Annotated in this window: 23 protein-coding genes; 19 read left to right on the top strand and 4 right to left on the bottom strand. The window is 67.2% G+C overall.

The window, feature by feature from the left end; genetic code table 11:
• Positions 1 to 22 precede the first annotated feature (22 nt).
• The 10 genes from DR843_RS00925 to DR843_RS00970 all read left to right on the top strand — a co-directional run bounded on the left by DR843_RS00925 (position 23) and on the right by DR843_RS00970 (position 8,629).
• A complete protein-coding gene (locus DR843_RS00925; RefSeq protein ID WP_342767139.1) occupies positions 23 to 400 on the top strand; it encodes an NADH-quinone oxidoreductase subunit A in 378 nt (125 codons plus the stop codon).
• Between the two features lie 14 nt (positions 401 to 414).
• Positions 415 to 945 carry an NADH-quinone oxidoreductase subunit B gene (locus DR843_RS00930; RefSeq protein ID WP_109688289.1) on the top strand — a complete coding sequence of 177 codons (531 nt, stop codon included), beginning with the start codon at positions 415 to 417 and terminating at the stop codon, positions 943 to 945.
• A complete protein-coding gene (locus tag DR843_RS00935) occupies positions 942 to 1,457 on the top strand; it encodes an NADH-quinone oxidoreductase subunit C (protein WP_109683685.1) in 516 nt (171 codons plus the stop codon). The genes DR843_RS00930 and DR843_RS00935 overlap by 4 nt, the downstream gene beginning before the upstream one ends.
• Entirely contained in the window at positions 1,454 to 2,410 is a 957-nt protein-coding gene (gene nuoH, locus DR843_RS00940) for an NADH-quinone oxidoreductase subunit NuoH (RefSeq protein ID WP_170119707.1), read from the top strand. Before DR843_RS00935 ends, nuoH begins: the two co-directional genes overlap by 4 nt.
• Positions 2,411 to 2,478: 68 nt before the next feature.
• Positions 2,479 to 2,904 carry a 4Fe-4S binding protein gene (locus tag DR843_RS00945; protein WP_109688291.1) on the top strand — a complete coding sequence of 142 codons (426 nt, stop codon included), beginning with the start codon at positions 2,479 to 2,481 and terminating at the stop codon, positions 2,902 to 2,904.
• Complete coding sequence (locus tag DR843_RS00950; protein WP_109683687.1) at positions 2,901 to 3,419, top strand: NADH-quinone oxidoreductase subunit J family protein; 519 nt, start codon at positions 2,901 to 2,903, stop codon at positions 3,417 to 3,419. Before DR843_RS00945 ends, DR843_RS00950 begins: the two co-directional genes overlap by 4 nt.
• Positions 3,416 to 3,721, top strand: coding sequence for an NADH-quinone oxidoreductase subunit NuoK (gene nuoK, locus DR843_RS00955; RefSeq protein ID WP_109683688.1), 306 nt, complete (start codon positions 3,416 to 3,418; stop codon positions 3,719 to 3,721). Before DR843_RS00950 ends, nuoK begins: the two co-directional genes overlap by 4 nt.
• Entirely contained in the window at positions 3,718 to 5,688 is a 1,971-nt protein-coding gene (locus tag DR843_RS00960) for an NADH-quinone oxidoreductase subunit 5 family protein (RefSeq protein WP_109683689.1), read from the top strand. The genes nuoK and DR843_RS00960 overlap by 4 nt, the downstream gene beginning before the upstream one ends.
• Positions 5,682 to 7,160 carry a complex I subunit 4 family protein gene (locus DR843_RS00965; protein ID WP_109683690.1) on the top strand — a complete coding sequence of 493 codons (1,479 nt, stop codon included), beginning with the start codon at positions 5,682 to 5,684 and terminating at the stop codon, positions 7,158 to 7,160. Before DR843_RS00960 ends, DR843_RS00965 begins: the two co-directional genes overlap by 7 nt.
• The gene (locus tag DR843_RS00970) at positions 7,157 to 8,629 is read left to right on the top strand and encodes an NADH-quinone oxidoreductase subunit N (protein WP_109683691.1); all 1,473 of its coding nucleotides are present in this window, start codon (positions 7,157 to 7,159) and stop codon (positions 8,627 to 8,629) included. Before DR843_RS00965 ends, DR843_RS00970 begins: the two co-directional genes overlap by 4 nt.
• 83 nt (positions 8,630 to 8,712) lie before the next feature.
• On the opposite strand, the gene DR843_RS00975 is transcribed toward DR843_RS00970, so the two are convergent.
• A complete protein-coding gene (locus DR843_RS00975; protein WP_109683692.1) occupies positions 8,713 to 9,060 on the bottom strand; it encodes a histone-like nucleoid-structuring protein Lsr2 in 348 nt (115 codons plus the stop codon).
• 273 nt (positions 9,061 to 9,333) lie between these two features.
• Here DR843_RS00975 and htpX point away from each other — a divergent pair, with 273 nt between their 5' ends.
• Genes htpX through DR843_RS00990 form a run of 3 tightly spaced genes read left to right on the top strand, consistent with a single transcriptional unit; the run spans position 9,334 to position 13,495 of the window.
• Positions 9,334 to 10,200, top strand: coding sequence for a zinc metalloprotease HtpX (gene htpX / locus DR843_RS00980; protein WP_109683693.1), 867 nt, complete (start codon positions 9,334 to 9,336; stop codon positions 10,198 to 10,200).
• A 38-nt stretch (positions 10,201 to 10,238) separates the two neighbouring features.
• Positions 10,239 to 12,713 carry an aminopeptidase N gene (pepN, locus tag DR843_RS00985; RefSeq protein ID WP_109683694.1) on the top strand — a complete coding sequence of 825 codons (2,475 nt, stop codon included), beginning with the start codon at positions 10,239 to 10,241 and terminating at the stop codon, positions 12,711 to 12,713.
• Complete coding sequence (locus DR843_RS00990; RefSeq protein WP_109683695.1) at positions 12,710 to 13,495, top strand: serine hydrolase; 786 nt, start codon at positions 12,710 to 12,712, stop codon at positions 13,493 to 13,495. Before pepN ends, DR843_RS00990 begins: the two co-directional genes overlap by 4 nt.
• A 14-nt stretch (positions 13,496 to 13,509) precedes the next feature.
• Here the strand turns inward: DR843_RS00990 and DR843_RS00995 are convergent, their stop codons facing one another.
• From DR843_RS00995 to DR843_RS01005, 3 genes are read right to left on the bottom strand one after another with little or no spacing between them, the layout of a single operon-like run.
• Positions 13,510 to 13,962 (bottom strand): MaoC family dehydratase, encoded by a 453-nt coding sequence (locus DR843_RS00995; RefSeq protein WP_109683696.1) that lies wholly within the window; start codon positions 13,960 to 13,962, stop codon positions 13,510 to 13,512.
• 4 nt (positions 13,963 to 13,966) lie between these two features.
• Positions 13,967 to 14,725 (bottom strand): 3-oxoacyl-ACP reductase FabG, encoded by a 759-nt coding sequence (fabG, locus tag DR843_RS01000; protein ID WP_109683697.1) that lies wholly within the window; start codon positions 14,723 to 14,725, stop codon positions 13,967 to 13,969.
• Positions 14,726 to 14,776: 51 nt separating this feature from the next.
• On the bottom strand, positions 14,777 to 15,922 hold the full coding sequence (locus DR843_RS01005; RefSeq protein ID WP_109683698.1) for an acyl-CoA dehydrogenase family protein: 1,146 nt from the start codon (positions 15,920 to 15,922) through the stop codon (positions 14,777 to 14,779).
• 204 nt (positions 15,923 to 16,126) lie between these two features.
• On the opposite strand from DR843_RS01005, the gene DR843_RS01010 reads away from it, so the two are divergent.
• From DR843_RS01010 to DR843_RS01035, 6 genes are all read left to right on the top strand, one after another.
• The gene (locus DR843_RS01010) at positions 16,127 to 16,726 is read left to right on the top strand and encodes a TetR/AcrR family transcriptional regulator (RefSeq protein WP_211310158.1); all 600 of its coding nucleotides are present in this window, start codon (positions 16,127 to 16,129) and stop codon (positions 16,724 to 16,726) included.
• Between the two features lie 51 nt (positions 16,727 to 16,777).
• Positions 16,778 to 17,383, top strand: coding sequence for a helix-turn-helix domain-containing protein (locus DR843_RS01015; RefSeq protein ID WP_109683700.1), 606 nt, complete (start codon positions 16,778 to 16,780; stop codon positions 17,381 to 17,383).
• A gap of 114 nt (positions 17,384 to 17,497) precedes the next feature.
• Positions 17,498 to 19,048, top strand: coding sequence for an ABC transporter substrate-binding protein (locus tag DR843_RS01020; protein WP_109683701.1), 1,551 nt, complete (start codon positions 17,498 to 17,500; stop codon positions 19,046 to 19,048).
• The gene (locus DR843_RS01025; RefSeq protein WP_245933932.1) at positions 19,045 to 20,067 is read left to right on the top strand and encodes an ABC transporter permease; all 1,023 of its coding nucleotides are present in this window, start codon (positions 19,045 to 19,047) and stop codon (positions 20,065 to 20,067) included. Before DR843_RS01020 ends, DR843_RS01025 begins: the two co-directional genes overlap by 4 nt.
• On the top strand, positions 20,064 to 20,984 hold the full coding sequence (locus tag DR843_RS01030; protein WP_109683702.1) for an ABC transporter permease: 921 nt from the start codon (positions 20,064 to 20,066) through the stop codon (positions 20,982 to 20,984). Before DR843_RS01025 ends, DR843_RS01030 begins: the two co-directional genes overlap by 4 nt.
• Entirely contained in the window at positions 20,981 to 22,567 is a 1,587-nt protein-coding gene (locus DR843_RS01035; RefSeq protein WP_109683703.1) for a dipeptide ABC transporter ATP-binding protein, read from the top strand. The genes DR843_RS01030 and DR843_RS01035 overlap by 4 nt, the downstream gene beginning before the upstream one ends.
• Positions 22,568 to 22,572 lie beyond the last annotated feature (5 nt).

Consider the following 22,572-nt stretch of genomic DNA (forward strand, 5'->3'; position numbering starts at 1 on the left):
CGCGGCTCGTTAGGCTTCCGGGGTGAGCGACCTGACCGGCTACCTGGTGCTTGGCTGCGTGCTGATCGCCGGTGTCGTGCTGTTCAGCGCCGCGATGGTGATGCGCCGGCTGCTCGCGCCGCGGGCCGTCGTCCCCGCCGGTCTGACCACCTACGAGTCCGGGGTCGACCCCGTCGGTTCGGGGTGGGCGCAGGTCAACGTGCGCTACCTGTCCTACGCCTTCCTCTACGTGATCTTCGCGGTCGACGCTGTCTACCTGTTCCCGTGGGCGCTGGTGCTGCGCGACCACCACCTGGGGCGTACGACGCTCATCGAAGTGGCCGTGTTCGTCGCCATCGTGCTGGTCGGTCTGCTGCATGCGGGCCGCCGCGGGTTGCTGACCTGGGAGGACGACGCGTGAGCACCGAGCTCGGTATGCCGAAGGTCGGGCCGGTGCAGCAGGCAGCGCCCCGACCGATGCGACTGATCCTGAACTGGGGCCGGCGCTACTCGTTGTGGGTCTTCAACTTCGGCCTGGCCTGCTGCGCGATCGAGTTCATCGCCGCCTCGATGGCCCGGCATGACTTCATCCGGCTCGGTGTGATCCCGTTCGCGCCCGGCCCCCGGCAGGCCGACCTGATGGTGGTCTCCGGCACGGTGACCGACAAGATGGCCCCCGCCGTGCGCCGGCTCTATGACCAGATGCCCGAGCCGAAGTACGTGATCTCCTTCGGCGCCTGCTCCAACTCCGGTGGCCCCTACTGGGATTCGTACTGCGTGACCAAAGGTGTCGACCAACTGATCCCGGTCGACGTCTACGTGCCCGGGTGCCCGCCGCGCCCGGAGGCACTGCTGGACGGCATCGTCAAACTCCAGGCGAAGATCAAGGACGAGAAGCTCACCAGCGGCAACCTGCGGCGCAAGCGGGCGTCTGTCCTGACCCGGGACAAGGTGTCGGCGCCATGATCGAACCCATCGTGTGCGAGCCCAGCGGCTGGTTACCCACGCTGGCCGGACTGCGCGAAGACGGCTACGACTTCTTCGATTTCCTCACCGCGGTGGACGAGGGTGAGGACGGATTCGACGTCATCACGCACCTGTACCGCTTCACGCCCGAAGCCGCGGCGGAGGTCTTCGTCAGCAGCCGCCTCGAGCCGGGTCAGAGCCTGCTGACCATCACCGGTCTGTGGCGCGGCGCCGCGTGGCACGAGCGGGAGACCTTCGAGATGTTCGGCATCGTCTTCGACGGCTTCGAGGACGGCACCGGCCTGGGGTTGCGACCGCTGCTGCTACCCGACGGCTTCGAGGGCAATCCGCTGCGTAAAGACTTCGTGCTCACCGCCCGGGCGAGCAAGCCGTGGCCGGGGGCCAAGGATCCCTCCGACGCCAGCGAGGCACACGAGGTGCGCCCCGGTCGGGCGCCGCGACGCAAAACGTTGCCACCCGGCGTACCTCCGGCCAGTTGGGGGCCGCGGTGAGTGTCGGTGAAGCGATCCTGCGCGCGGTCCTGGTCCTCGTCGGCTTCCTGGTCCTGCCCCTGGTGGTCGGACAGAGCGAACACAAGGTGATGGCGCACATGCAGGGCCGCCTCGGCCCGATGGAGGCCGGCGGCTTCCACGGCTGGGCCCAACTGGTCGCGGACGGAGTCAAATTCGTCCAGAAGGAAGACATCGTCCCGCGGGCCGCGGACGGCAAGATCTTCCGGATCGCGCCGGTGCTCGCGATCGTCTCCTATCTCGCGGCGCTCGCGGTCATCCCGCTCAGCCCGGACCTGGTCGGCGCGGATGTCCCCGCCAGCCTGGTGTGGGTCCTGGCTGTGGGCGGCGTCGGCACGGTCGGCACACTGCTGGCGGGTTGGTCCAGTGGCAACAAGTACGCGCTGCTGGGGGCGATGCGGGCCGCAGCGTCGCTGATCTCCTACGAGGTCGCGTTGATCCTGGCCGCGGCCTCCTTCGCCATCGCTGCCGGTTCGCTGTCGCTGGCCGGCATCGCGCACGCCTGGACACCGTGGTGGCTGATCTGGCAGCTACCGGCCGCCTTCGTGCTGCTGGCGGCGGGGACCGCTGAGCTGCAACGGGTTCCGTTCGACACCCCGGTCGCCGACGCCGAGATCGTGATGGGTCCGTACACCGAGTACACCGGGCTTCGGTTCGCCCTCTTCCTGCTGGCCGAGTACGCCGGCATCGTCGTGCTCTCGCTGTTGATCGCCGTGCTGTGGCTGGGCGGTTGGACCGGTCCGTTCGATGCGCACATCGGCTGGCTCTGGACGGTCCTGAAGGCCGCGATCATCGTCTTCGTGATCATCTGGATGCGGGTGTCCTGGCCCCGAGTGCGGGTCGATCAACTGCAACGCTTCACCTGGCTGGTCCTGGTGCCGATCGCGTTGGTTCAGTTACTGATCACGGCCGCGGGGGTGGTGTTGTGGCAGTAGACAACGGCTCAGCAGGCAACGGCTTCGGGAAAGGTCTGCTCAAGGGCCTCGCGACGACCGCGAAGACGATGGTGCACCCGGCGCACACCGCGCAGTACCCCCATGTGCAACCCGAACTGCCCGACCGATCCCGCGGTGTCATCGCACTGCTGGAGTCCAACTGCACCTCCTGCATGCTGTGCGCGCGGGAGTGCCCGGACTGGTGCATCTACATCGACTCGCACAAGGAGACGATCCCCGCGGGGCCGGAGGGCGGTCGCGACCGGCAGCAGAACGTGCTCGACCGTTTCGCCATCGACTTCAGCCTGTGCATGTACTGCGGGATCTGCATCGAGGTGTGCCCGTTCGACGCGCTCTTCTGGGCGCCGAACTTCGATTACGCCAGCACCGACATCCGGGATCTGTTGCAGGAGAAGGAAAAGCTGGGGGAGTGGCTGGCCGACGTGCCGCCGCCGCCGGCGATCGACGCCGGCCCGGAAGACGGTACGCCGTGACCGCCGCCGACGTGCTCTTCACCCTGATCGGGCTGGTGTGTGCGGGGTCCGCGGTGCTGGCCGTGACCAGCCGCCACCTCGTCCACGCCGCCCTGTGGTTGACCGTGGCGCTGGGCTCCCTGGCCGGCTGCTACCTCGTGCTCGGTGCCGAACTCGTCGCACTGGCCCAGTTGCTGGTCTACGTCGGCGCGGTCGTGGTGCTCGTTCTCTTCGCGCTGATGGTCACCCGCGGTCCGATGACCCGCAGTCGGGAGCTGAGTTCCGGTGTGCTGCAACGGGCTACTGCCGCTGTGGTCGCACTCGCCACCGCGACCCTGCTGTCCGCGGCGCTGATCGTCGCCTTCGCCGACACCCCTGCACGCACCGGTGGCACCGGCACCGTCGAACTCGCTCATGACTTGTTCAGCACCTGGGTGTGGCCCTTCGAGTTGCTCTCCCTGCTGCTGCTGGTCGCATTGATCACCGCCTTCGCCACCTACCGGCTGCCCGGTCGATCAGGTGAGGGCGACCGGTGATCCATCTCGCGCTGCCCTACGTGCTGGTGGGGGTTCTGTTCGGCTGCGGCCTCTACGCCACGATCAGCCGCCGCAACGCCGTACTCATGCTGGTCGGTGTCGAACTGATCCTCGCTGCTGCCGGTCTGCTGCTGGTCACCACCTCCATGGTCCTGCGGCAGAGTGCTGGTCAGGTCGTCACGCTCTTCCTGATCACCATCGCTGCTGCCGAGATCGCCGTCGCGCTCGCGATCGTCAGCGCGGTCTTCCGTAGCCGGGGCACCGTCGATCTGGATACCCGGGCGCAGGAGGACCAGCCATGAGGGCGGTCACCGAGCACCTCGCGCAACTGACCGTCGTGTTGCCGGCTCTCACGGCTGTGCTCGCCCTGTGGGTTGGTCACGCGAGCCGCCGATCGACGTACGTCGTGTCCTTCCTCGGCGGGCTCCTCACCCTCGCGGCGGCGGGCTGGCTCGTGGTCCACACCACGCGCCACGGGACAATCAGCGAGGCCACCATCGGACCGCTTCCGGTCGGTGACCAGTTGCGAATCCCGTTGCAGTTGCAGGTCCCTGGCTGGGCAGCGATCGTCGCGGTTGCCGTCGCCCTGGTGTCCTTGGTGGTGCAGAGCTTTGCCCGCTGGTACCTCGACATGGATCCGCGCTACCAGCGGTTCGCCGCGACCGTCGCGCTGTTCACCGCCGCGATGCTGCTGGTGGTCCTGTCCGGCGACGTGCTGCTGACGCTGGCCGGTTGGGAGCTGATGGGCTGGTGCTCCTACCTGCTCATCGGGCACGAGTCGGAGCGGAGCAAGGCCCGCCGCGCCGCGCAGAAGGCATTCCTGGTCACCCGGGTCGCCGATGCCCCGTTCACGATCGCGTTGGTTGGCCTGGCGGTCCACGCCCGCAGCACCAGCATCGACAAGATCGTCGCCCTACCACCGGCGTCGGTGACCGCCCTGCTGGTCCTGCTGGTGATCGGTGTCGCGGGCAAGTCCGCGCAGGTGCCGTTCCAGGACTGGTTGCCGGACGCGATGGAGGGCCCGACCCCCGCGTCGGCGCTGATCCACGCCGCCACCATGGTCGCCGCCGGCACCGTCGTGCTGACCGGGCTGCACCCGCTGCTGGCCGGCTCCCGGCCCGCGCTGCTCACCTTGGCCGTCCTCGCCGCGATCAGCGTGGTGCTCGCGTCGGTCCTGGCCCTGCTGCAGCACGACCTGAAGCGCCTGCTGGCCTGGTCCACCATCGCCCAGGTCGGCATCATGCTGCTCGCGATCGTGGTCCAACCGGCCACCGATACCACCCAGCTGGGCATCATGCATCTACTCGGCCACGCCATGTTCAAGGCGCTGCTCTTCTTGATGATCGGCTGGGCCGCGGTGCTGGCCGGCGGCACCATCGTCGAGCGGATTTCCGGTGTCGCCTGGCGTCGGGGGGAGTTGCGGCGACGGCTCGGCATCGGCCTGCTCGCCCTTGCCGGTGTGCCGCCGCTGGTCGGTTTCGTCAGCAAGGACCTGATCATCGATGAGTCGGCCCGTCAACTGGCCGCGACCCGCGGCCTCGCGCCGACCATCGCCCTCGTGGCTCTGGTGCTCGCCGTCCCACTGACCGCTGCCTACTGCGCCCGCGCCTGGTTGGTCCTGACCCATCCGACTGCCGTCGAGCGGCACGGTTACTACGACCTCATCGAGGACTCCGAGACCGTCCAGGACGTCGGCCTGATCGAGTTACTGGAGACCACCCCACCCCTGGGTGAAGCCGAGGGGGCCGACCTGGAGCCGGCGACACCCTACGACGAGGAGGCCGCCGACCTCACCGACGCCGGCCGCTTCGGCCTGTGGATTCTCGCCGTCCTGAGTGTCGTCGGCGGGCTGGTCTTCTTCGTCCCCGCCCTGGGGCACCTCGACCTGGCCGGGATCAGCCCCATGCTCATCGCCGGCGGGCTGGTCGCGATCGCCGCCGCCGGCCTGTTGATGCGCGCGCTGTCCGTGCGCACCGTGTGGGGCGATCCGATGTCGCGGGTACCGGCCTGGCTGCGGGGCAGCGCCAGCCGTGGCCTGGATATGGACCAGGCGTACACGACTCTCGTGGCGGCACCGGTCATGCAGGCCAGTGCGGGCGTGCGCCGCCTCGAGAAACTCCTCGACCGCGCCGTGGGTTCACTGGCCGGCTTCGCCACCTGGTTGGGAGATCGGTCCGAACGTCTGCACGATCGCTCGCCGTCGCGGGCGATTGCCGGGATAGCCGTCGGGTTGCTCGTGGTCTGTTTCCTCGGAGTCGGCCTGTGGTGAGTTTGCTGCTGATCGCGCCGCTGCTGCCGATCGTCGCCGGCATCGTCCTGACCGCCATGGATATCGGGCCGCGCCGGGTCCCGCATCGCCTCGCGTACGTCGTGTCCCTCGGCACCGCGATCGTCACCGCCGCCGCTGTGGCCGGGATCGTGATCGCCCGACCGGTCATCGACATCGCCTGGGTGCCGTCCATCGGGTTGCGGTTGTACCTGGCCGCCGACGACATCAGCGTGCCGCTGATTGTGCTCACGGCGGTCATCGCGGTGCTGCTGGTGGCCCGCAGCACCGGGCCGCAGGAGGACCGCAACGGACTGTTCCTCGGCAGCGTGCTCGGCGTCGTGGGTGCCGCACTCGCAGCGTTCCTCACCCGCGACGTCATCGGCTTCTTCGTCGCCTTCGAGGTGGCGCTGGTCCCGATGTGGGTGCTCATCCGCCGGTTCGGGGAGCCGGCCGAAGCACACCGGGCGGCATGGCTGTTCGTGCTCTACACGGTGCTCGGGTCCATGCTGATGCTCGCCGGCATCCTGGTGTTGGTCACCACCGCCGGGACCACCGACATGGACCGCCTCGCGCACGGCATCGGCGGGTCGCACGGCACGCAGGTCGTCGCCGCGACCTTGTTGCTGGCCGGTCTGGGTATCAAGATCCCGATCTGGCCGCTGCACACCTGGCTGCCGGCAGCGCACACCGCCGCTCCCACCACGGGGTCGGTGCTGCTGGCGGCGATCCTGCTGAAGATGGGCAGCTACGGCATCGTGCGGCTGGTCGTCGGTCCGCTGCCGGACGGCTTGCGCTCCGTGGCGCCGGTCTTCGCGGTCATGACGGTGATCGGGATGATCTGGGCCGCACTGATCTGTCTGCGCGAGGACCGATTCAAACGCATCGTGGCGTGGTCCTCGATCGTGCACATGGGCTTTGTGATGCTGGCGTTGCTCACCGGCACCGTGCTGGGCGTGCAGGCCGCGCTCTTCGGCAACATCGCGCACGCGGTGATCAGTGCCCTGCTCTTCCTCGTCGCCGGAGAGCTGAAGACCCGCTGGGGCAACGACGACCTGTCCGTGGCCCACCCCGCGCTGCGAGACGCCACTCCGAAGCTCGGCTTCGCGCTGATCCTCGGGGTGGCAGCGGCGATCGGCGTGCCCGCGTTGGCCGGCTTCTGGAGCGAGATCCTCACCCTGCTGGCCCTGTGGCAGCACGGCGGCGGGTGGCGCTTCATCGCCATCCTTGCCGTAGCGGCCGCCGTGCTCGTCGGCGCCTACAGCGTCCGGTTGCTGCGTCGGGTGTGGGCCGGCGAGGACGGCGAGACCACCGCGCTGCCGCCGTCGCCCGGCCAGCCCGCACCGGACCTGACGATCAGCGCTCAGGTGGGGATCGGCGTACTCGCACTGGCGATCGTCGTCCTCGGGGTCTACCCGACCCCGCTGCTGCACCTGACCCAGGCCAGCGTCCAGGTCCTGGTGGGGGCGCGATGACCGTCACCTTCGACTTCGGTCTGCTCGCGCCGGCTCTCGTGGTCGCCCTGGCCGCTGTCGGCGTCCTGATCGTCGACGCAGCGCTGCCGCGGCTGGGCCGCGTGCACTGGTGGCTGGCGGCGCTCACCCTCGTGATCACCACCGCTGTGCTGGCCCAGCGCTGGGTGCAGATCCCGGCGCGGGGCGACGCCACCTTGTGCAGCAGCGGCTATTGCGCGTACGGCGTGGACCGGGTTGTGCTGTCCCTGCAACTGGCCATCGCCGTCAGTTCCTTGGTCGTCGTACTCCTGATCAGCGCCATCCCGGCCCCTTCGTCGCGCACCCCCGTCCAGGTCGCGCTGCTGCTCAGCGCTACCGCCGGTGGCCTGATCGTCTGCGCCAGCCGGGACGCCGCGTCGTGGTTGATCGCGCTCGAGCTGGCCACCCTGCCCACCGTTGGGCTGGTTGCGCTACGCGCCCGCCGATCGGCGATCGACGGCAGCCTCGCGCTGCTTGTCTCGGCCCTGACCTCGTTCGCGCTCGCGGCGATGGGAGTGGCGCTGTGGTACGCCGCGACGGGCACCTTGCGCTTCAGCCAATCGGCCGCGTTGCACGCCATCGCCGACTCCGGACGCAGTCGGGTGCTGATCCTGGCGATCATGCTGCTGCTGGCCGGGGTCGCCTTCAAACTGTCCCTCGCCCCCTTCCACGCCTGGACCCCGGACACCTTCGCGGGGGCTTCCGTACCCGTGTCGGCCTACCTGGCGGTGACTTCCAAGGTGGCCGCGGTCGGTGCCCTGATCGTCGTCATCAGGTCCCTGACCGGGGTCGGGGGCGCAACGTTGTCGGTTATCGGTCTGGTCAGCGTGCTGTCGATGACGCTGGGCAATCTGATGGCGCTGCGGGAGCGGCGGATGCTGCGGCTGTTGGCCTGGTCGACCGTCGCACAGGCTGGTTGGGTGGTGATGCCGCTTGCCCCTGCAGGGTCCGCCGGAGTCGGGGAGTCGGTGCGCTATCTGTTGATGTACGCCCTTGCCACCTTGCTGGTCTTCGCCGTGGTGACCGCGGTCGCGCACTCACGTGGTCGCGACGCCGCGTTGGACCTGAGCTCCTACCACGGCCTCGCGCGCAGCCGACCGATCCTGGGCTGGGCGATGGCTTTCGCGTTGTTGACCCTCGCCGGGGTCCCGCCTGCGGTGCTGGGCGTGGCCGCCAAAGTCGCTGCGGTCGGGCCGGTTGTGGCAGCGCACCTGTGGTGGTTGGCGGTGGCCGCTGCGATCAACACGATGATCGGACTGGCCGTCTACCTGCGCTGGGTCCTGGCCATCGTCATCCGGGACGGGCGCACGGCGACCGAGCAGCATCGGTCAGCCGCGACCGGTGACAACGACGCAGTCGCCCCGGTGCATTCGCTCGTGGTGGTGGTCCTGGTTCTGTGCCTGATCGTGGCCTCGGTGTGGCCGCAGGTGCTCTTTGGGTTGCCCGGCTGAACCTACCCATGACGAAGGGCCGGCTCGATCAGCCGGCCCTTCGTCATGGGTACTACGTCATGGGTACTGCTCAGTGGCGCAGGTCAGCGCTTGTGCGCTGCCTCGTAGGCGTCGAGGACCTCGGACTTGATCCGGCCGCGCTCGGCCACCTGGTAACCGTGGTCCTTGGCCCATTCACGGATCTTCGCCAATTGCTCACGGTCCGCGCCGGTCGCCGAGGAGGTGCCGGAGCTCGCGCGCTGCTTGCGCCCGCCCACTCGCTGAGCATGACCGGTGTAGAGCGCAAGCGCCTCGTCGAATTCCTTAGCCTCCTGCGCAGTCAGGTCAATCACGTAATCCACGCCCCGGAAGGAGAATGGGATGCTTTCGCCATCCACGACCTCGACACGAGAAAGGTCCGAGATGGTGATGATCTGCGTCCGCTGGGCCATTGAAGGACTCCCTTGATTTTGTTCTGATTACTCGTCTTTTGCAACAGATCCAGCCGTTGCCGCCGGACAGCCGGCGCGAGACGGCTGTGACGTTACTGTTTGCACGTTCGTTCCGATGGTGCACCAAGTAAATTACCCGATGTGAGAAGAATATTCGAATGAGAGCACCCCGAGGTTGAATCGCTCATTCCCTTTCGAAAAGAGACGAACGCGCTGGGTGGCGCGGACGTTAGGTCCGGGAACGTCTCCGGGCGCACGGGCGTTACCTCTGATATGCCGCATCGCCATTACAACGGGTTGAAGACGACCCTGCTCTTCGCTGCGATCTGGGTGCTGTTGCTGGGCGTCGGCTCGCTGGTTGCTGGTGGCCGCTTCATCTGGTTGTTCGCCCTGCTCGGAGTGGGCACCACGTTCTACGGCTACTGGAACAGCGCCACCCTGGCCATCAAGTCGATGCAGGCCTACCCGGTCACCGAAGCGCAAGCACCGGGCATGTACCGCGTCGTACGAGAGCTGTCCTCGGCCGCGGGCAAGCCGATGCCGCAGCTGTACATCTCCCCAACCCAGGCGCCGAACGCCTTCGCGACCGGGCGCAACCCCACGAACGCCGCCGTGTGTTGTACCGAGGGAATCCTGCAACTGCTCGACGAGCGCGAGCTGCGAGCGGTGCTCGGCCACGAACTCATGCACGTCTACAACCGTGACATCCTCACCTCGTCGGTGGCGGCGGCCCTGGCCGGGGTGATCACCGCGGTTGCGCAGATGATGCTCTTCTTCGGTGGCGGCGACGAGGACCGGCCCAACCCGCTGGCGCTGCTGGCGATGTCGTTCCTGGCTCCGGTCGCCGCCTCCTTGATCCAAATGGCCATCAGCCGGACCCGGGAGTTCGACGCCGATGAGGATGGTTCCCGGCTCACGGGGGATCCGTTGGCGCTCGCCAGTGCCCTTCGAAAGATCGAGGCCGGAGTCCAGCAGGCGCCGCTGGCCCCGACTCCGAAGGTCGTCAACGCCAGCCACATGATGATCGCCAATCCGTTTCGGGCGCAGGACGTCTCGCGAATGTTCTCGACTCACCCGCCGACCGCGGAGCGGGTGCTGCGGCTTCAGGAGCAGGCCCGCCAACTCGGACAGCGGGGCTGACCACCACGCAGGGAGCAGTGGCTGGCACAGTGGCTGCCATGCCCTTGCTCTACCAGGACGAAGCACAGGCGCGGTCCGCGCTCATCGAGGTCACGTCGTACGACGTGCAGTTGGATCTGACCGGCCCGGGGGAGACCTTCACCTCCACCAGCACGGTCACCTTCGCAGCGCGCGAACCGGGCACCGAGACCTTCGCGGACGTCGTTGCCCTCGACCTGAGCGAGGCGACGCTCAACGGGCGCCGGCTGGATCCGCCGGTCGATGGCCGCCTACGGCTCGGCGACCTGGCGCGGACCAACGTCCTGCGGGTCAGCGGCACCTTCGCCTACTCCCGCGACGGGCAGGGTCTGCACCGCAGCGTCGATCCGGCCGACGGGCAGGTCTACATCTACGGGATGTCGTTCCTGGACGCGGCGCCGCAGGTGTTCGCCTGCTTCGACCAACCCGATCTCAAGGCCCCCTTCGATGTGCGGGTGAGCGCCCCCGACGACTGGGTGGTGGCCGGGAACGGGCACGCCGAGCAGGTCGCACCGGGGGACTGGGTGCTGGCAACCACGCCGCCGTTGGCGACCTACTTCGTGACCGTCTGCGCCGGCCCCTACGCAACCGTCGAGCGGGAGCACGACGGGATTGCCCTGGCCGTGCACGCCCGGGCGTCGATGGCGCAGCAGTTGCGCGAGCAGGCCGACGACATTCTCCGGGTGACCGAGCGCAGTTTCGACTACTACCACCAGCTTTTCGGGATCCGGTATCCGTGGGGTGATTACCACCAGTTCTTCGTGCCCGAATTCAACGCCGGCGCCATGGAGAATCCCGGCTGCGTCGTCTTCCGCGACCAGTACATCTTCCGCGGGCACCCGACCCGCGGCGAGTTGCTCTCACGGGCCAGCGTGATCGCGCACGAAATGGCGCACCAATGGTTCGGCAACCTGGTCACGATGCGCTGGTGGGACGACCTGTGGCTCAATGAATCGTTTGCCGAATACATGGGCTACCGCACGACGGCGGCCGTCAACGAATTCCCCGACGCCTGGGCGCGGATGGGGATCGAACGCAAAACCTGGGGGTACGCCGAGGACCGCGGCCCGGGCACCCATCCCGTTGCGGGATCGGCAGCGGGCGACAACTACACCGCCCTCACGAACTTCGACGGCATCTCCTATTCGAAGGGCGCCAGCGTGTTGCGACAGCTGGTTGCGTGGCTGGGCGATGAGGCATTCCTGGCGGGCGTGCGCGCCCACCTGAGTGCGCACCGGTTCGGCAACGCCACGCTGGCGGACTTCCTGGCGGCGATGCAGCAGGCCAGCGGTCAGGACGTCAACACCTGGGCCGGGGCCTGGCTGCGCACCACGGGCGCCGACGTGTTGTCGGTGGGCTCCGCGGCCGGCGTACCCACACTGATCTGCACGCCACCGGGCGATCCGGCGGGCCGCCGGCACGTGGTCGAGGTGGGTGCGTTCGCCGGTGGCCAGGAGGTTCAGCGTTTCCCCTTGGTAGTGGACGCCACGATCACCCCGCTTCCCGACCTCCTCGTGGGGCGGGCCGTGGTCGTGCCCAACGTTTCCGACGAAACCTGGGCCCAGGTGGATCTGGACGAGCACAGTCTGCAGGTGCTGCCCCAGGAGTTGGCCAGCATCCCGGATCTCGATGCGCGGCAAGTGATCTGGTCCTCTCTCATCGAAGGCGTTGCGCGGGTCGTGCTGGATCCGCGTCGAGCGTTGGAGGTGTTCGAGGCCAGCTGGCCCGATGAGCCCAGCGACGTCATCGCTGGCCCGGTAGGGGTCAAAGCCGCCTTCGTGTTCGCCGGTGACTTCCTGCCCTACGAAGAGCGTCCTGCAGCGATCGCGAGCGTGGCCGAGGCGGCAATGCGCCGGTTGGCAGGGCTGGACGACGGTGACCCGGCGGCCATCTCGACGGCTCGGTTGCTCGCCGCAACCACCAGGGACCACGAGCTCCTGCAGTCGTGGGCACGGGGTGAAAGCCTGCCTGCGGTGTTGGCTGACGATCGCGATATCCGCTGGTCCGCACTGCACCGCCTGGCCGCTCTGGGCCTGGCCGACGAGGACGCGATCGCGCAGCTGCGCAGGAGCGACCCCACGCTCACGGGCGCGCTCGCCGCTGTGGCAGCCGGGGCGGCCATCCCGACCGCCGACGCGAAGCAGCGGGCGTGGTCCGCGCTCGTGGGCGCCCATCTGTCGAACTACGAGGCCGCGCGGGTGGCGGGCTCGTTCTTCGACGTCTCGGCCCCCGGGAGCCTTGAGTTGCTCCGCCCGTACGTCGATCGCTTCTTCACCGAGGTACCTCGTCTATCGCACGCCTACGGTGAGTTCGCCCTCTCCTCGATCGTGAGCGCGGGCTTCCCGCTGTCGATCACCGAGCCGCATACGGCAGAACAGGCCCAGGTCGCGCTCGACGACGGCGACCTGACGGCCAGTGCCCGGCGTCAGATCCTGCAAGGGCTGGCGCTGCTGCGCGACGCGCTGCGTTCGCACGAACGGTTCGCGTCGAAATGACCGCGCAGTGGAGTGTCTTCGTTGCGCCGGTAGGACAACCGGATTCGCCCTGGGCGCAAGAGAATCCGGACCTGGTGCTGCCGACGGCGTCGATCGGCAAGCTGGTGCTGTTGGGCGAGTTGGCTCGGCAGATCGATGCGGGACTGATCGACCCGGGCGAACGGGTGACGTGGACCGATGAGGACTTCCTGCACGACTCCGGTCTGTGGCACGTGCTCGATCAGCGCGACCTGACCATCGCTGACGCAGCACGGTTGGTGGGGGCAGTCAGCGACAACCTGGCGACCAACGTGCTGCTGCGACGGGTGGGCCTTGAGGCCGTGCGCGCCTACGGAGAGCACCTGGGTCTGGCGCCGTTGGAATTGCTCGACTTCGTGCGCGAGGAGCGCGACACCTCGATCCCAGGCGTGGCCTGGACGCTGTCGGTAGGCAGCGCTCGGTCGCTGTGGAACTACATGGACCTGTTGGCCGCCGGGCAGATTCCCGAGTTGGTAGCGCAGTGGCTGTCGCTGGATACCGATCTGTCCATGGTCGCCTCAGCCTTCCTGCTCGACCCACTGGCGCACACGGCGTACGACGCGGATGACGTGCTGTTGATCAACAAGACGGGAACGCTGAACCGGGTCCGGGCGGACGTGGGTCTGGTCGAGGCAGGGGGTACGCGGCTCGCCTACGCGGCGATCGCCGAATTCGACCCCGCGGCAGGCGATTTGGTGCCCGTCATGGCCCGGATGCGACAGATCGGGGACGCCATCCGGGATCGGATGACGCCCCCGAGCTGAGGGAGTGTGGCGGGTCAGGGGACGATCAGGCTGACTGTCTCGGCAACACACGCGGGCCGGTCACTGCCCTCGATCTCGACGGTCACCCGACTGACGACCTGCACCCCCTTGGGTCCGGGGATCACCTCCGCCAGTTCGACGCCGGCCCGCACCCGGGAGCCGACCGGGACCACCGACGGGAACCGAACCTTGTTGGAGCCGTAGTTGATTCCCATGCTGACGCCCTCGATCTTGTAGATCTCCCAGCACAGCATCGGCAGCAACGACAAGGTGAGGTACCCGTGCGCGATCGTCGTCCCGAACGGTCCAGCGGCCGCCTTTGCCGGGTCGACGTGGATCCACTGATGATCACCGGTCGCGTCGGCGAACGTGTCGATCTGCTGCTGGGTGATCTCATGCCAGTCGCTGTAGCCCAGGTGTTCGCCGACCGCAGCGGTGAGTTCGTCGACTCCGGTGAAGACGCGCACCGGCTCAGTCCTTCGGTCCGCCGGCGACGTAGATGACCTGGCCGCTGACGAAGCCCGCACCTTCGCTCACCAGGAACGACGCGGTGTGCGCGATGTCAGCGGGGGTGCCGACCCGGGCGACCGGGATCTGGGTTGCGGCGGCCTTCTTGAACTCCTCGAAGTCCATCCCCACCCGCGCTGCCGTGGCCGCGGTCATGTCGGTGGCGATGAAGCCGGGGGCGATCGCGTTGGCCGTCACGCCGTACTTGCCCAACTCGATGGCCAGGGTCTTGGTGAACCCCTGCAGACCGGCCTTGGCCGCCGAGTAGTTCGCCTGGCCCCGGTTGCCCAGCGCCGAGGTGCTGGACAGGTTCACGATCCGGCCGTATTTGGCGTCCACCATGTGTTTCTGCACGGCGCGAGCCATCAGGAAGCTACCGCGCAGATGCACGTTCATGACGGTGTCCCAGTCCTCGACGCTCATCTTGAACAGCAGGTTGTCGCGCAGTACGCCGGCGTTATTGATCAATACGGTCGGGGCGCCCAGTTCGGCGGCGACGCGATCGACGGCGGCCTGCACCGACGCCTCGTCGCTGACGTCGGCACCCACGCCGATCGCCGTGCCGCCACCTGCGGTGATCTGCTCGGCGGTCGCCTGGCTGGCGGCTTCGTCGAGGTCGATCACCGCGACCTTGAAGCCGTCCTGCACCAGTCGCTCGGCAACGCCGGCGCCGATGCCGCGGGCGGCGCCGGTGACGATGGCAACTCGGGTTTCTTCGCTCATGTACGTGACTCCTTTGTCAGTTGGGCTGTCAGTTGGTGCGTGCGCGTGGGCTCACAGGCCCAGGTCGCGGCCGATCAGTTCCTTCATGATCTCGTTCGAGCCGGCCCAGATCTTGGTGACCCGAGCATCGCGCCAGGCGCGGGCGACGCGGTATTCGTTCATGAAGCCGTACCCACCGTAGAGCTGCACGCACTCATCGAGTACGTCGTTCTGCACCTGGGCGCTCCACCACTTGGCTTTCGCGGCGTCCACAGGGGTCAGTTCGCCCTTGGCGTGTGCAGCGATGCAGTCATCGACGTAGGCCTGCGTGACTTCGATCTTGGTGACCAGCTCGGCGATCTTGAACTTGTTGTGCTGGAAGGTGCCGATCGGCTGACCGAAGGCCTTGCGCTCCTTGGTGTATTCGATCGTCTCGGAGAGGATCTGCGCAGCGTGGGCGGTGTTCGACACCGCGGCGCCGACGCGCTCCTGCGGGAGACGCTGCATCATCGAGATGAAGCCCATACCCTCCGGGCCCAGGCGGTTCTCGTCGGACACCCGGACGTTCTCGAAGAACAACTCGGCGGTGTCGGACTCCTCCTGACCGACCTTGTCCAGCTTGCGACCGCGGGTGAAGCCGGGCATGCCGTCCTCGACCACGAACAGAGTGATGCCCTTGGCGCCCTTGGTCGGGTCGGTCCGGGTCGCCACGATGACCAGGTCGGCCTGGTAGCCGTTGGTGATGAAGGTCTTGGAGCCGTTGATGACCCACTCGTCACCGTCCTTGACCGCGGTGGTCTTCAGCGCGGCCAGGTCGGAGCCACCGGAGGGTTCGGTCATCCCGATCGCGATGATTTTCTCGCCCGAGGCGATACCGGGCAGCCAGCGCTGCTTCTGCTCCTCCGTGCCCAGGTCGACGATGTACGGCGGGCACACGTCGGAGTGGATGCCGAAGCAGGAGGCCGTCGCGGCGTTGAACGCGGAGATCTCCTCGGCGACGACCGCGTTGAACCGGTAGTCGTCAGCCCCGGCGCCGCCGTACTCCTCGGGGATGTCCAGCGACAGCAGGCCCTGCTTGCCGGCGTCCAGCCAGATATCCCGCGAGATGGTCTTGTCGGCGATCATCTCCTCGGCCCGCGGGCGCAGGGTGCGCTCCACGAACTCGCGCACACTCGCGCGGAACGCCTCGTGGTCTTCGTCGTAGATGTTGCGGGGCATGTCGGCTCCTCAGGTTGGGCAGTAGCGCGCGGTTGCGGTTGTGCGATGACGATGAGAGATTGGCTGGTGACTAAGCGCTTGCTTAGTATCCCTCCCAGTGTCGCACCGGGCTCGGAGTCAGTCAACGAGAGCGGTCCGGCTCGTGCGCAGCACAGCCCACTAGGGTTAGGGATTGTGATGACTGGCGAGACGGAGGTGACGGACGTGGCGACTCAACCAACCGAGTCAGGCGCGGATCTGACGCGCTCCCGTCTTATCGAGGCTGCCCGTAAGGCGTTCGGGGAGAAGGGCTTTCACGCCACGACAACCCGTGACATCGCTGCCGCCGCCGGTCTGAGCCCTGCCGCGGTCTACGTGCATCACCGCACCAAGGAGGACCTGCTCTACGCGATCTCCCGGGCCGGGCACGAGGCGATCCTGACCGACATGCGAGCCGCGATCGCCGGGGCACCAGAAGTGGCCGGCAAGCTGGAAGCCGTCGTCCACGCGATGGTGCTGCGGCACACCCGCGAATACGCGGCCGCGCGCGTGGTCAACTACGAACTCGATGGCCTGTCAGCGCAACACCGGGAAGACATCGAGAAGCTGCGGGCCCAGATCCAGGGGATTGTGCGGCGGCTGCTGCGCACGGGGGTGGCCGACGGATCATTCGTGGTCGACGACGTGCGGATCACCTCCAATGCCATTGTGGCGATGGCTATCGACGCCGCGCGCTGGTACCGCCCGGCCACCGATCCAGCGCCGGATCGCATCGCCAGCCACCACGCACGCCTCGCCGTTCGAATGGTGGCCGCTGCAGGCTAAGCCGGGTCCGACGCCGCGCCCGCTGCCCGGGCATGGCCTACTCTGATCGCCATGTCCGCCCGATCCATCGAGGCCACGGACGAGTTGAACCGCACCGTGGCGACCATCGGCACCATCGTCCGGCGTGAGCGCAAACGCCGACGGCTCACGGTGGACGCGCTCGCCAAACGCTCCGGTGTCAGCTTCGGCCGGATCAGCGAGCTGGAGCGCGGTCTGGGCAATCCATCGCTACAAACCCTTCAGCGAGTAGCGAATTCGCTCGACCTGCCGATGCAACAACTGCTCGCGGATCAGGGCTCGGAGGACGAGCACGTGGTGCGGGCGGATGGGCGTTACGTCATGTCCGAGTACGGCGCGCAGGGTGCGGGTCCCAGCGTGCGCCGCGAGTTGCTGACCCCACGAGGCATGACGACGCTGCAGGTCATCCGCTCCACGGTGCCGCCGCACTTCACCAACCAGCACGCGCCATTCCGGCACATCGGCACCGAGAGCATCTTCATCGTGGAGGGTGCGCTGGAGATCGTGCACGGCAAACGAGAGGTCACCCTGCGCTCTGGTGACGCCATGTCCTACCGGTGTTCCGTCCCGCACTACTGGGCCAATTCCACCGACCGGCGCTGTGTGCTGATCGGCTCGTTCAGCCCGTTCGAGGACTGACCCGCGCGACCGTCGCGTGTTACGAGCGTGCAACGAGTTGGGCCGAATCATTGTGGGCACCGCCGTCACGCCACATACTGATGAACAATCAGCAAACTGATCGTGGGAGAGTTCATGCGCAAGATCCTGCTCGCGGCTGTGGCCGCGGGAGCGGTAGCCCTCGCCGGCTGTTCGTCCGGCGGCGGAGTCAACCTGAACGGGTCCGCTTCCGGATCCGCCGGCGGCGGAAGTGCCGCCGCGAACGCTGGAGGTGCCCTCACGGCAGCGATCTCTGCCGAGCCCGACCAACTGGACCCGAACAAGACCTCGTCGTACGCCTCCTTCGAAGTGCTGGAGAACGTCTACGACACCCTCGTCGAGCCCGACGCCAAGGGCGAGATGCAGCCCGACCTGGCCACCTCGTGGAAGACCTCGAGCGACCAGTTGACCTGGACGTTCACGATGCGCGACGGGGTGAAGTTCTCCGACGGCACCCCGTTGAACGCCAAGAACGTTGTCTACACCTACGACCGGATCATCAAGGGCAAGCTGTCCCCGTCCTGGCGGTTCGCCTCCGTCAGTTCGGTCACGGCACCGGACGACAAGACCGTTGAGATCAAGGTCAAGACGCCGACCCCGAACCTGCTGACGCTGATCGGTGGGTTCAAGGGTGTCGGCATCGTCGAGGAGAAGAACGTCACCTCGGGCAAGATCGGCCGCGACCCGATCGGCAGCGGTCCGTTCGTGGTCTCGGACTGGGTCAGCGGTGACCACATCACGTTGAAGCCGAACGCGAACTACTGGGGTGACAAGCCGAAGCTGAGCTCGGTGACCTACCGCTTCATCTCCGACGGCAACACCGCGATCACCGCGCTGAAGAACGGCGAGATCCAGTGGACGGATGTCATTCCGCCGCAACAGGTGAAGGGTCTGGAGTCCAACTCGGCGGTCAAGACCGCGGTCGTGCCGAGCAACGACTACCAGTACCTCACCATGAACCAGAAGAAGGCGCCGTTCAACAACGTTGCGGTCCGTCAGGCCATTGCCTGGGCCATTGACCGCCAGGCGATCGTGCAGGCGACGACCTACGGCACCGGCACCGAGAACCAGCTGGCCATCCCCAAGCAGTCGCAGTGGTACACCGAGTACGACAAGTACTCCAAGGACGAGAACAAGGCCAAGCAGTTGTTCGCCCAGGCCGGCCACAAGGGCGGCACGATCAACTTCCTGGCCACCTCGGACTACCCGGAGACGGTGACGACCGCGCAGATCATCGCCAGCGCGCTGCAGCCCTACGGCATCAACGTCAAGATCAAGACGGTCGACTTCGCGACGTTCCTGTCCGACCAGGGCGCCGGCAACTGGGACATGTACATGATGAGTTGGATCGGCAACATCGACCCGGCCGAGTACTACTTCTCCCAGCAGCGCACCGGCCAGTCGTTCAACTTCCAGCACTACTCCAACGCCGAGGTCGACAAACTGCTCGACGCGGGCGCGATCGAGACCGACCAGGCCAAGCGCAAGGAGGACTACGCCAAGGCTGCAACGATCGTGGCGGACGAGGCGAGCTACATCTACCTCTACAACCCCGCCGTCATCCAGGCGTGGTCGCCGAAACTGACCGGGTACGAAGCGCGTAGCGACAAAGCGATCCGCTTCGGCTCGGCGTCGATCAGCCAGTGACCGCCACGGAGCCGGCCACCCCGACACCCAGCGAAGCCCCCGCCAAGGGGCGCCGCGAGGTGCGGGGGGCCGGCCTCCTGCGTTTCCTGCGCACGCGGCTGATCTATTCGGTCATCGTGCTCTTCGGGGTCAGCATCCTGGCCTTCTCGATCGTGCACCTGGTGCCCGGCGACCCGGTGCGGATCGCGCTCGGCACGCGGTACACACCCGAGGCCTACACCGCGCTACGCCAGGCGTCCGGGCTGGACCAACCGCTCCTGCTGCAGTATTTCCAGTACGTCGGGCACGCCCTGACCGGGGACCTGGGGGTCAGCTTCCGGTCCGGTCAGCCAGTGACCACGGCACTGTTGTCCCGGTTGCCGGCGACCATCTCGTTGGCGGTCGTCGGCATCGTGATCGGTCTGGCCATCTCCTTGGTGGCTGGGGTCTGGGCCGCTATGCACGAGGGCGGCATCGGTGACGGATTGATCCGATTGGCAAGCCAATTCGGTGTCTCCGTGCCGGACTTCTGGATGGGCCTTCTGCTGATCAGCCTGTTCTCGGCGAAGCTGGGGTGGCTGCCGTCATCGGGCTACACCGCCATCACCGATGACCCATTGGACTGGCTCAAGCACGTGATCCTGCCCGGCGCGACGGTCGGCCTGGTGGCCGGCGCGATCATGACGCGCTACGTGCGCTCGGCCGTGCTCGACGTACGTTCCATGTCGTACGTGCGCACCGCCAAGTCCAAGGGCCTGCCGCCGCGGATGGTGACCTTCCGGCACATCGTGCGCAATGCGCTCATCCCGATCGTCACGATCACGGGTATCCAGTTGGCAACCATCCTCGGTGGTGTCCTGGTGGTCGAGGTGGTCTTCGCCTGGCCGGGCTTGGGCAACTTGGTCTACACGGCCGTGCAGAACCGCGACTACCCGCTGATCCAGGGCTCGATCCTGCTGATCGCGGCGATGTTCCTGCTGGTCAACTTCATCGTGGACGTGATCTACGCGCTCGTCGACCCGAGGATCCGCCTGTCATGACCTTCAGCCCACTTGAGATCGAACCGGTCGAGCCCGAGGACGAGGCGGTCGAGGAGGATCTGCGTATCCCCGCCTGGCGGCTGCTGATCGGCAACCCGATCACCTTGATCAGCATCATCGTGTTGCTCGTGGTCGTGGTCATCGCGATCATCGGCCAGTGGATCGCGCCGTACGGGATCAACGACATCGACGTGCCCCGGGCGTTGCAGGGTCCTTCGGGTGCGCACTGGTTGGGGACCGATGACCTGGGCCGCGACATCTTCTCGCGGATCCTGGTCGCAACCCGGGTCTCCATCCAAGTCGCCGTCATATCAGTGCTTTTCGCGTTCGTCATCGGCGTCACGCTCGGCATCGTGTCCGGCTACATCGGCGGCTGGGTGGATGCAGTGCTGATGCGGGTCGTCGACGTGATGTTCGCCTTCCCGGTCATCCTGCTGGCACTGGCGATCATCGCGATTCTCGGTCCCAGCGTCGCCAGCACGACCCTGGCGATCGGGGTGGTCTACACGCCGATCTTCGCCCGTGTCGCGCGGGCGAGCACACTGTCCGCGCGGACGGAGACCTTCGTGCAGGTGTCGCAGACGATGGGTACGCCGACCTGGCGGATCCTGCTCAAGCGGATCCTGCCCAACATTGCCGCCCCGCTGATGGTGCAGACCTCGTTGTCGTTGGCCTTCGCGATCCTGTCCGAGGCGGCACTGTCCTTCCTCGGTCTTGGTGTGCAGCCGCCGCAGCCCTCGTGGGGCCGAATGCTTTACGACGCCCAGGGATTCGTCGGTCAGGCCTGGTGGATGAGTGTCTTCCCCGGTGCCGCGATCTTCATCACAGTGCTCGCCTTCAACCTGGTCGGTGACGGGCTGCGCGACGTAATGGATCCCAAACAACGCTCGATCATGGAAGCGAGGAAGCGCCGATGAGCGAGGTTGTCCTTGACGTTCGTGACCTCAAAGTCACCATTGGTCGGCGTGAGATCGTCCACGGCGTCTCCTTCGCGGTGGAGAAGGGCGAGACGCTCGGCATCGTGGGTGAGTCCGGCTCCGGCAAGTCACTCACCGTGCTGGCCGCGACGGGTCTGCTCGATGCACCTGCATCGCGGGTGTCCGGTTCGAGCAGGTTGTCGGGGCAGGAGTTGGTGGGTGCGTCCCCGGCCGCGCTGCGGGCTGTCCACGGCAACACCGTCGGCTTCGTGTTCCAGGACCCGGCCACGTCGCTGAACCCGCTGCTCACCCTCGAGCGGCAGATCACCGAACCCATCGAGGTGCATCGGCACGCGACCCGTCGCGACGCGCGCGCCAGAGCACTGGAACTGCTTGAGGCGGTAGGGATTCCGAAACCGGAAGCCCGGCTCTCGGCGTACCCGCACCAGTTGTCCGGTGGTCAGCGGCAGCGGGTGATGATCGCCGTCGCCCTGGCCAACGACCCGGAGTTGTTGATCGCCGACGAACCGACGACGGCCTTGGATGTGACCACCCAGGCGCAGATCATCGACCTGGTGAAGGACCTGCAGGAACGCACCGGGACCGCGGTGGTCTGGATCAGTCACGACCTCGGGGTGATCGGGCGCGTATCCGAGGATGTGCTGGTGTTGCGCCACGGTGACGCGATCGAGCACCGCCCGATCCTGGAACTGCTGGACGACCCCAGCGACGCCTACACCCAGGAGTTGCTGCAGGCCCGCCCGGTCATCGGCAAACACCAGCCGGCGCCGGCCGATCCGCAGCAGCCGGTGGTGCTGGAGGTGTCCGGGCTCGACGTGCGGTTCTCAGTGAGTACGCCGAGTGGCAAGGAAGAGGTGCACGCGGTCGATGACGTGTCGTTCGCCCTGCGACGCGGACACACGCTCGGCATCGTGGGGGAGTCCGGCTCGGGTAAGTCCACGATCGCCAACGCCCTGACCGGCATCGTCCCGGCGGACGCGGGTTCGGCGATCCTGGAGGGTGACGAACTGCTGGGCAAACGCCGTTCCCGCCAGGTGCGCCGCAAGTTGGCCATGGTCTTCCAGGACCCCTTCTCGTCACTGGATCCCAAAGCGCGCGTGCAGGATTCGATCGCAGAGCCGTTGGTCGTGCATGGTTTGGCCAAGGGTTCGCGGGACGAGCGGATCCGGGAACTGCTGGGGCTGGTGGAGCTACCGGCCGAGATGGCGCAGCGTTACCCGCACGAACTCTCCGGCGGGCAGCGGCAGCGCGTATCGATCGCTCGTGCGCTCGCCCTGGAACCGTCAGTGATGATCCTGGACGAGGCGACGGCGTCCTTGGACGTCTCCATTCAGGCGAAAGTGCTGGCGTTGCTCGCGCAACTGCAGCAGGACCTCGGGCTGACCTATCTGTTCATCGCGCACGACCTGGCGATCGTGCAGCAGATGAGCCACGACGTCCTGGTGCTGCAGAACGGCAAAACGCAGGAATACCGCTCTGCAGCAGAGCTTTTCGCCGCGCCGGAGTCTGAGTACACGCGGACGCTGCTGGACGCCGTACTCCCCGAACGCCCGGTCAGCTGAGTTCC

Source organism: Branchiibius hedensis, from assembly GCF_900108585.1.
In the GTDB taxonomy this organism is placed as follows: Bacteria; Actinomycetota; Actinomycetes; order Actinomycetales; family Dermatophilaceae; genus Branchiibius; species Branchiibius hedensis.

Coding starts and splice junctions, on each gene's coding strand:
- pepN (WP_109683694.1), top strand. CDS start 10,239: ATGCCCTTGCTCTACCAGGACGAAGCACAGGCGCGGTCCGCGCTCATC.
- DR843_RS01015 (WP_109683700.1), top strand. CDS start 16,778: ATGTCCGCCCGATCCATCGAGGCCACGGACGAGTTGAACCGCACCGTG.
- DR843_RS01030 (WP_109683702.1), top strand. CDS start 20,064: ATGACCTTCAGCCCACTTGAGATCGAACCGGTCGAGCCCGAGGACGAG.
- DR843_RS00960 (WP_109683689.1), top strand. CDS start 3,718: ATGAGGGCGGTCACCGAGCACCTCGCGCAACTGACCGTCGTGTTGCCG.
- DR843_RS01035 (WP_109683703.1), top strand. CDS start 20,981: ATGAGCGAGGTTGTCCTTGACGTTCGTGACCTCAAAGTCACCATTGGT.
- DR843_RS00990 (WP_109683695.1), top strand. CDS start 12,710: ATGACCGCGCAGTGGAGTGTCTTCGTTGCGCCGGTAGGACAACCGGAT.
- DR843_RS01020 (WP_109683701.1), top strand. CDS start 17,498: ATGCGCAAGATCCTGCTCGCGGCTGTGGCCGCGGGAGCGGTAGCCCTC.
- fabG (WP_109683697.1), bottom strand. CDS start 14,725: ATGAGCGAAGAAACCCGAGTTGCCATCGTCACCGGCGCCGCCCGCGGC.
- DR843_RS00945 (WP_109688291.1), top strand. CDS start 2,479: ATGGTGCACCCGGCGCACACCGCGCAGTACCCCCATGTGCAACCCGAA.
- DR843_RS00930 (WP_109688289.1), top strand. CDS start 415: ATGCCGAAGGTCGGGCCGGTGCAGCAGGCAGCGCCCCGACCGATGCGA.
- DR843_RS01005 (WP_109683698.1), bottom strand. CDS start 15,922: ATGCCCCGCAACATCTACGACGAAGACCACGAGGCGTTCCGCGCGAGT.
- DR843_RS00970 (WP_109683691.1), top strand. CDS start 7,157: ATGACCGTCACCTTCGACTTCGGTCTGCTCGCGCCGGCTCTCGTGGTC.
- DR843_RS00935 (WP_109683685.1), top strand. CDS start 942: ATGATCGAACCCATCGTGTGCGAGCCCAGCGGCTGGTTACCCACGCTG.
- DR843_RS00975 (WP_109683692.1), bottom strand. CDS start 9,060: ATGGCCCAGCGGACGCAGATCATCACCATCTCGGACCTTTCTCGTGTC.
- htpX (WP_109683693.1), top strand. CDS start 9,334: ATGCCGCATCGCCATTACAACGGGTTGAAGACGACCCTGCTCTTCGCT.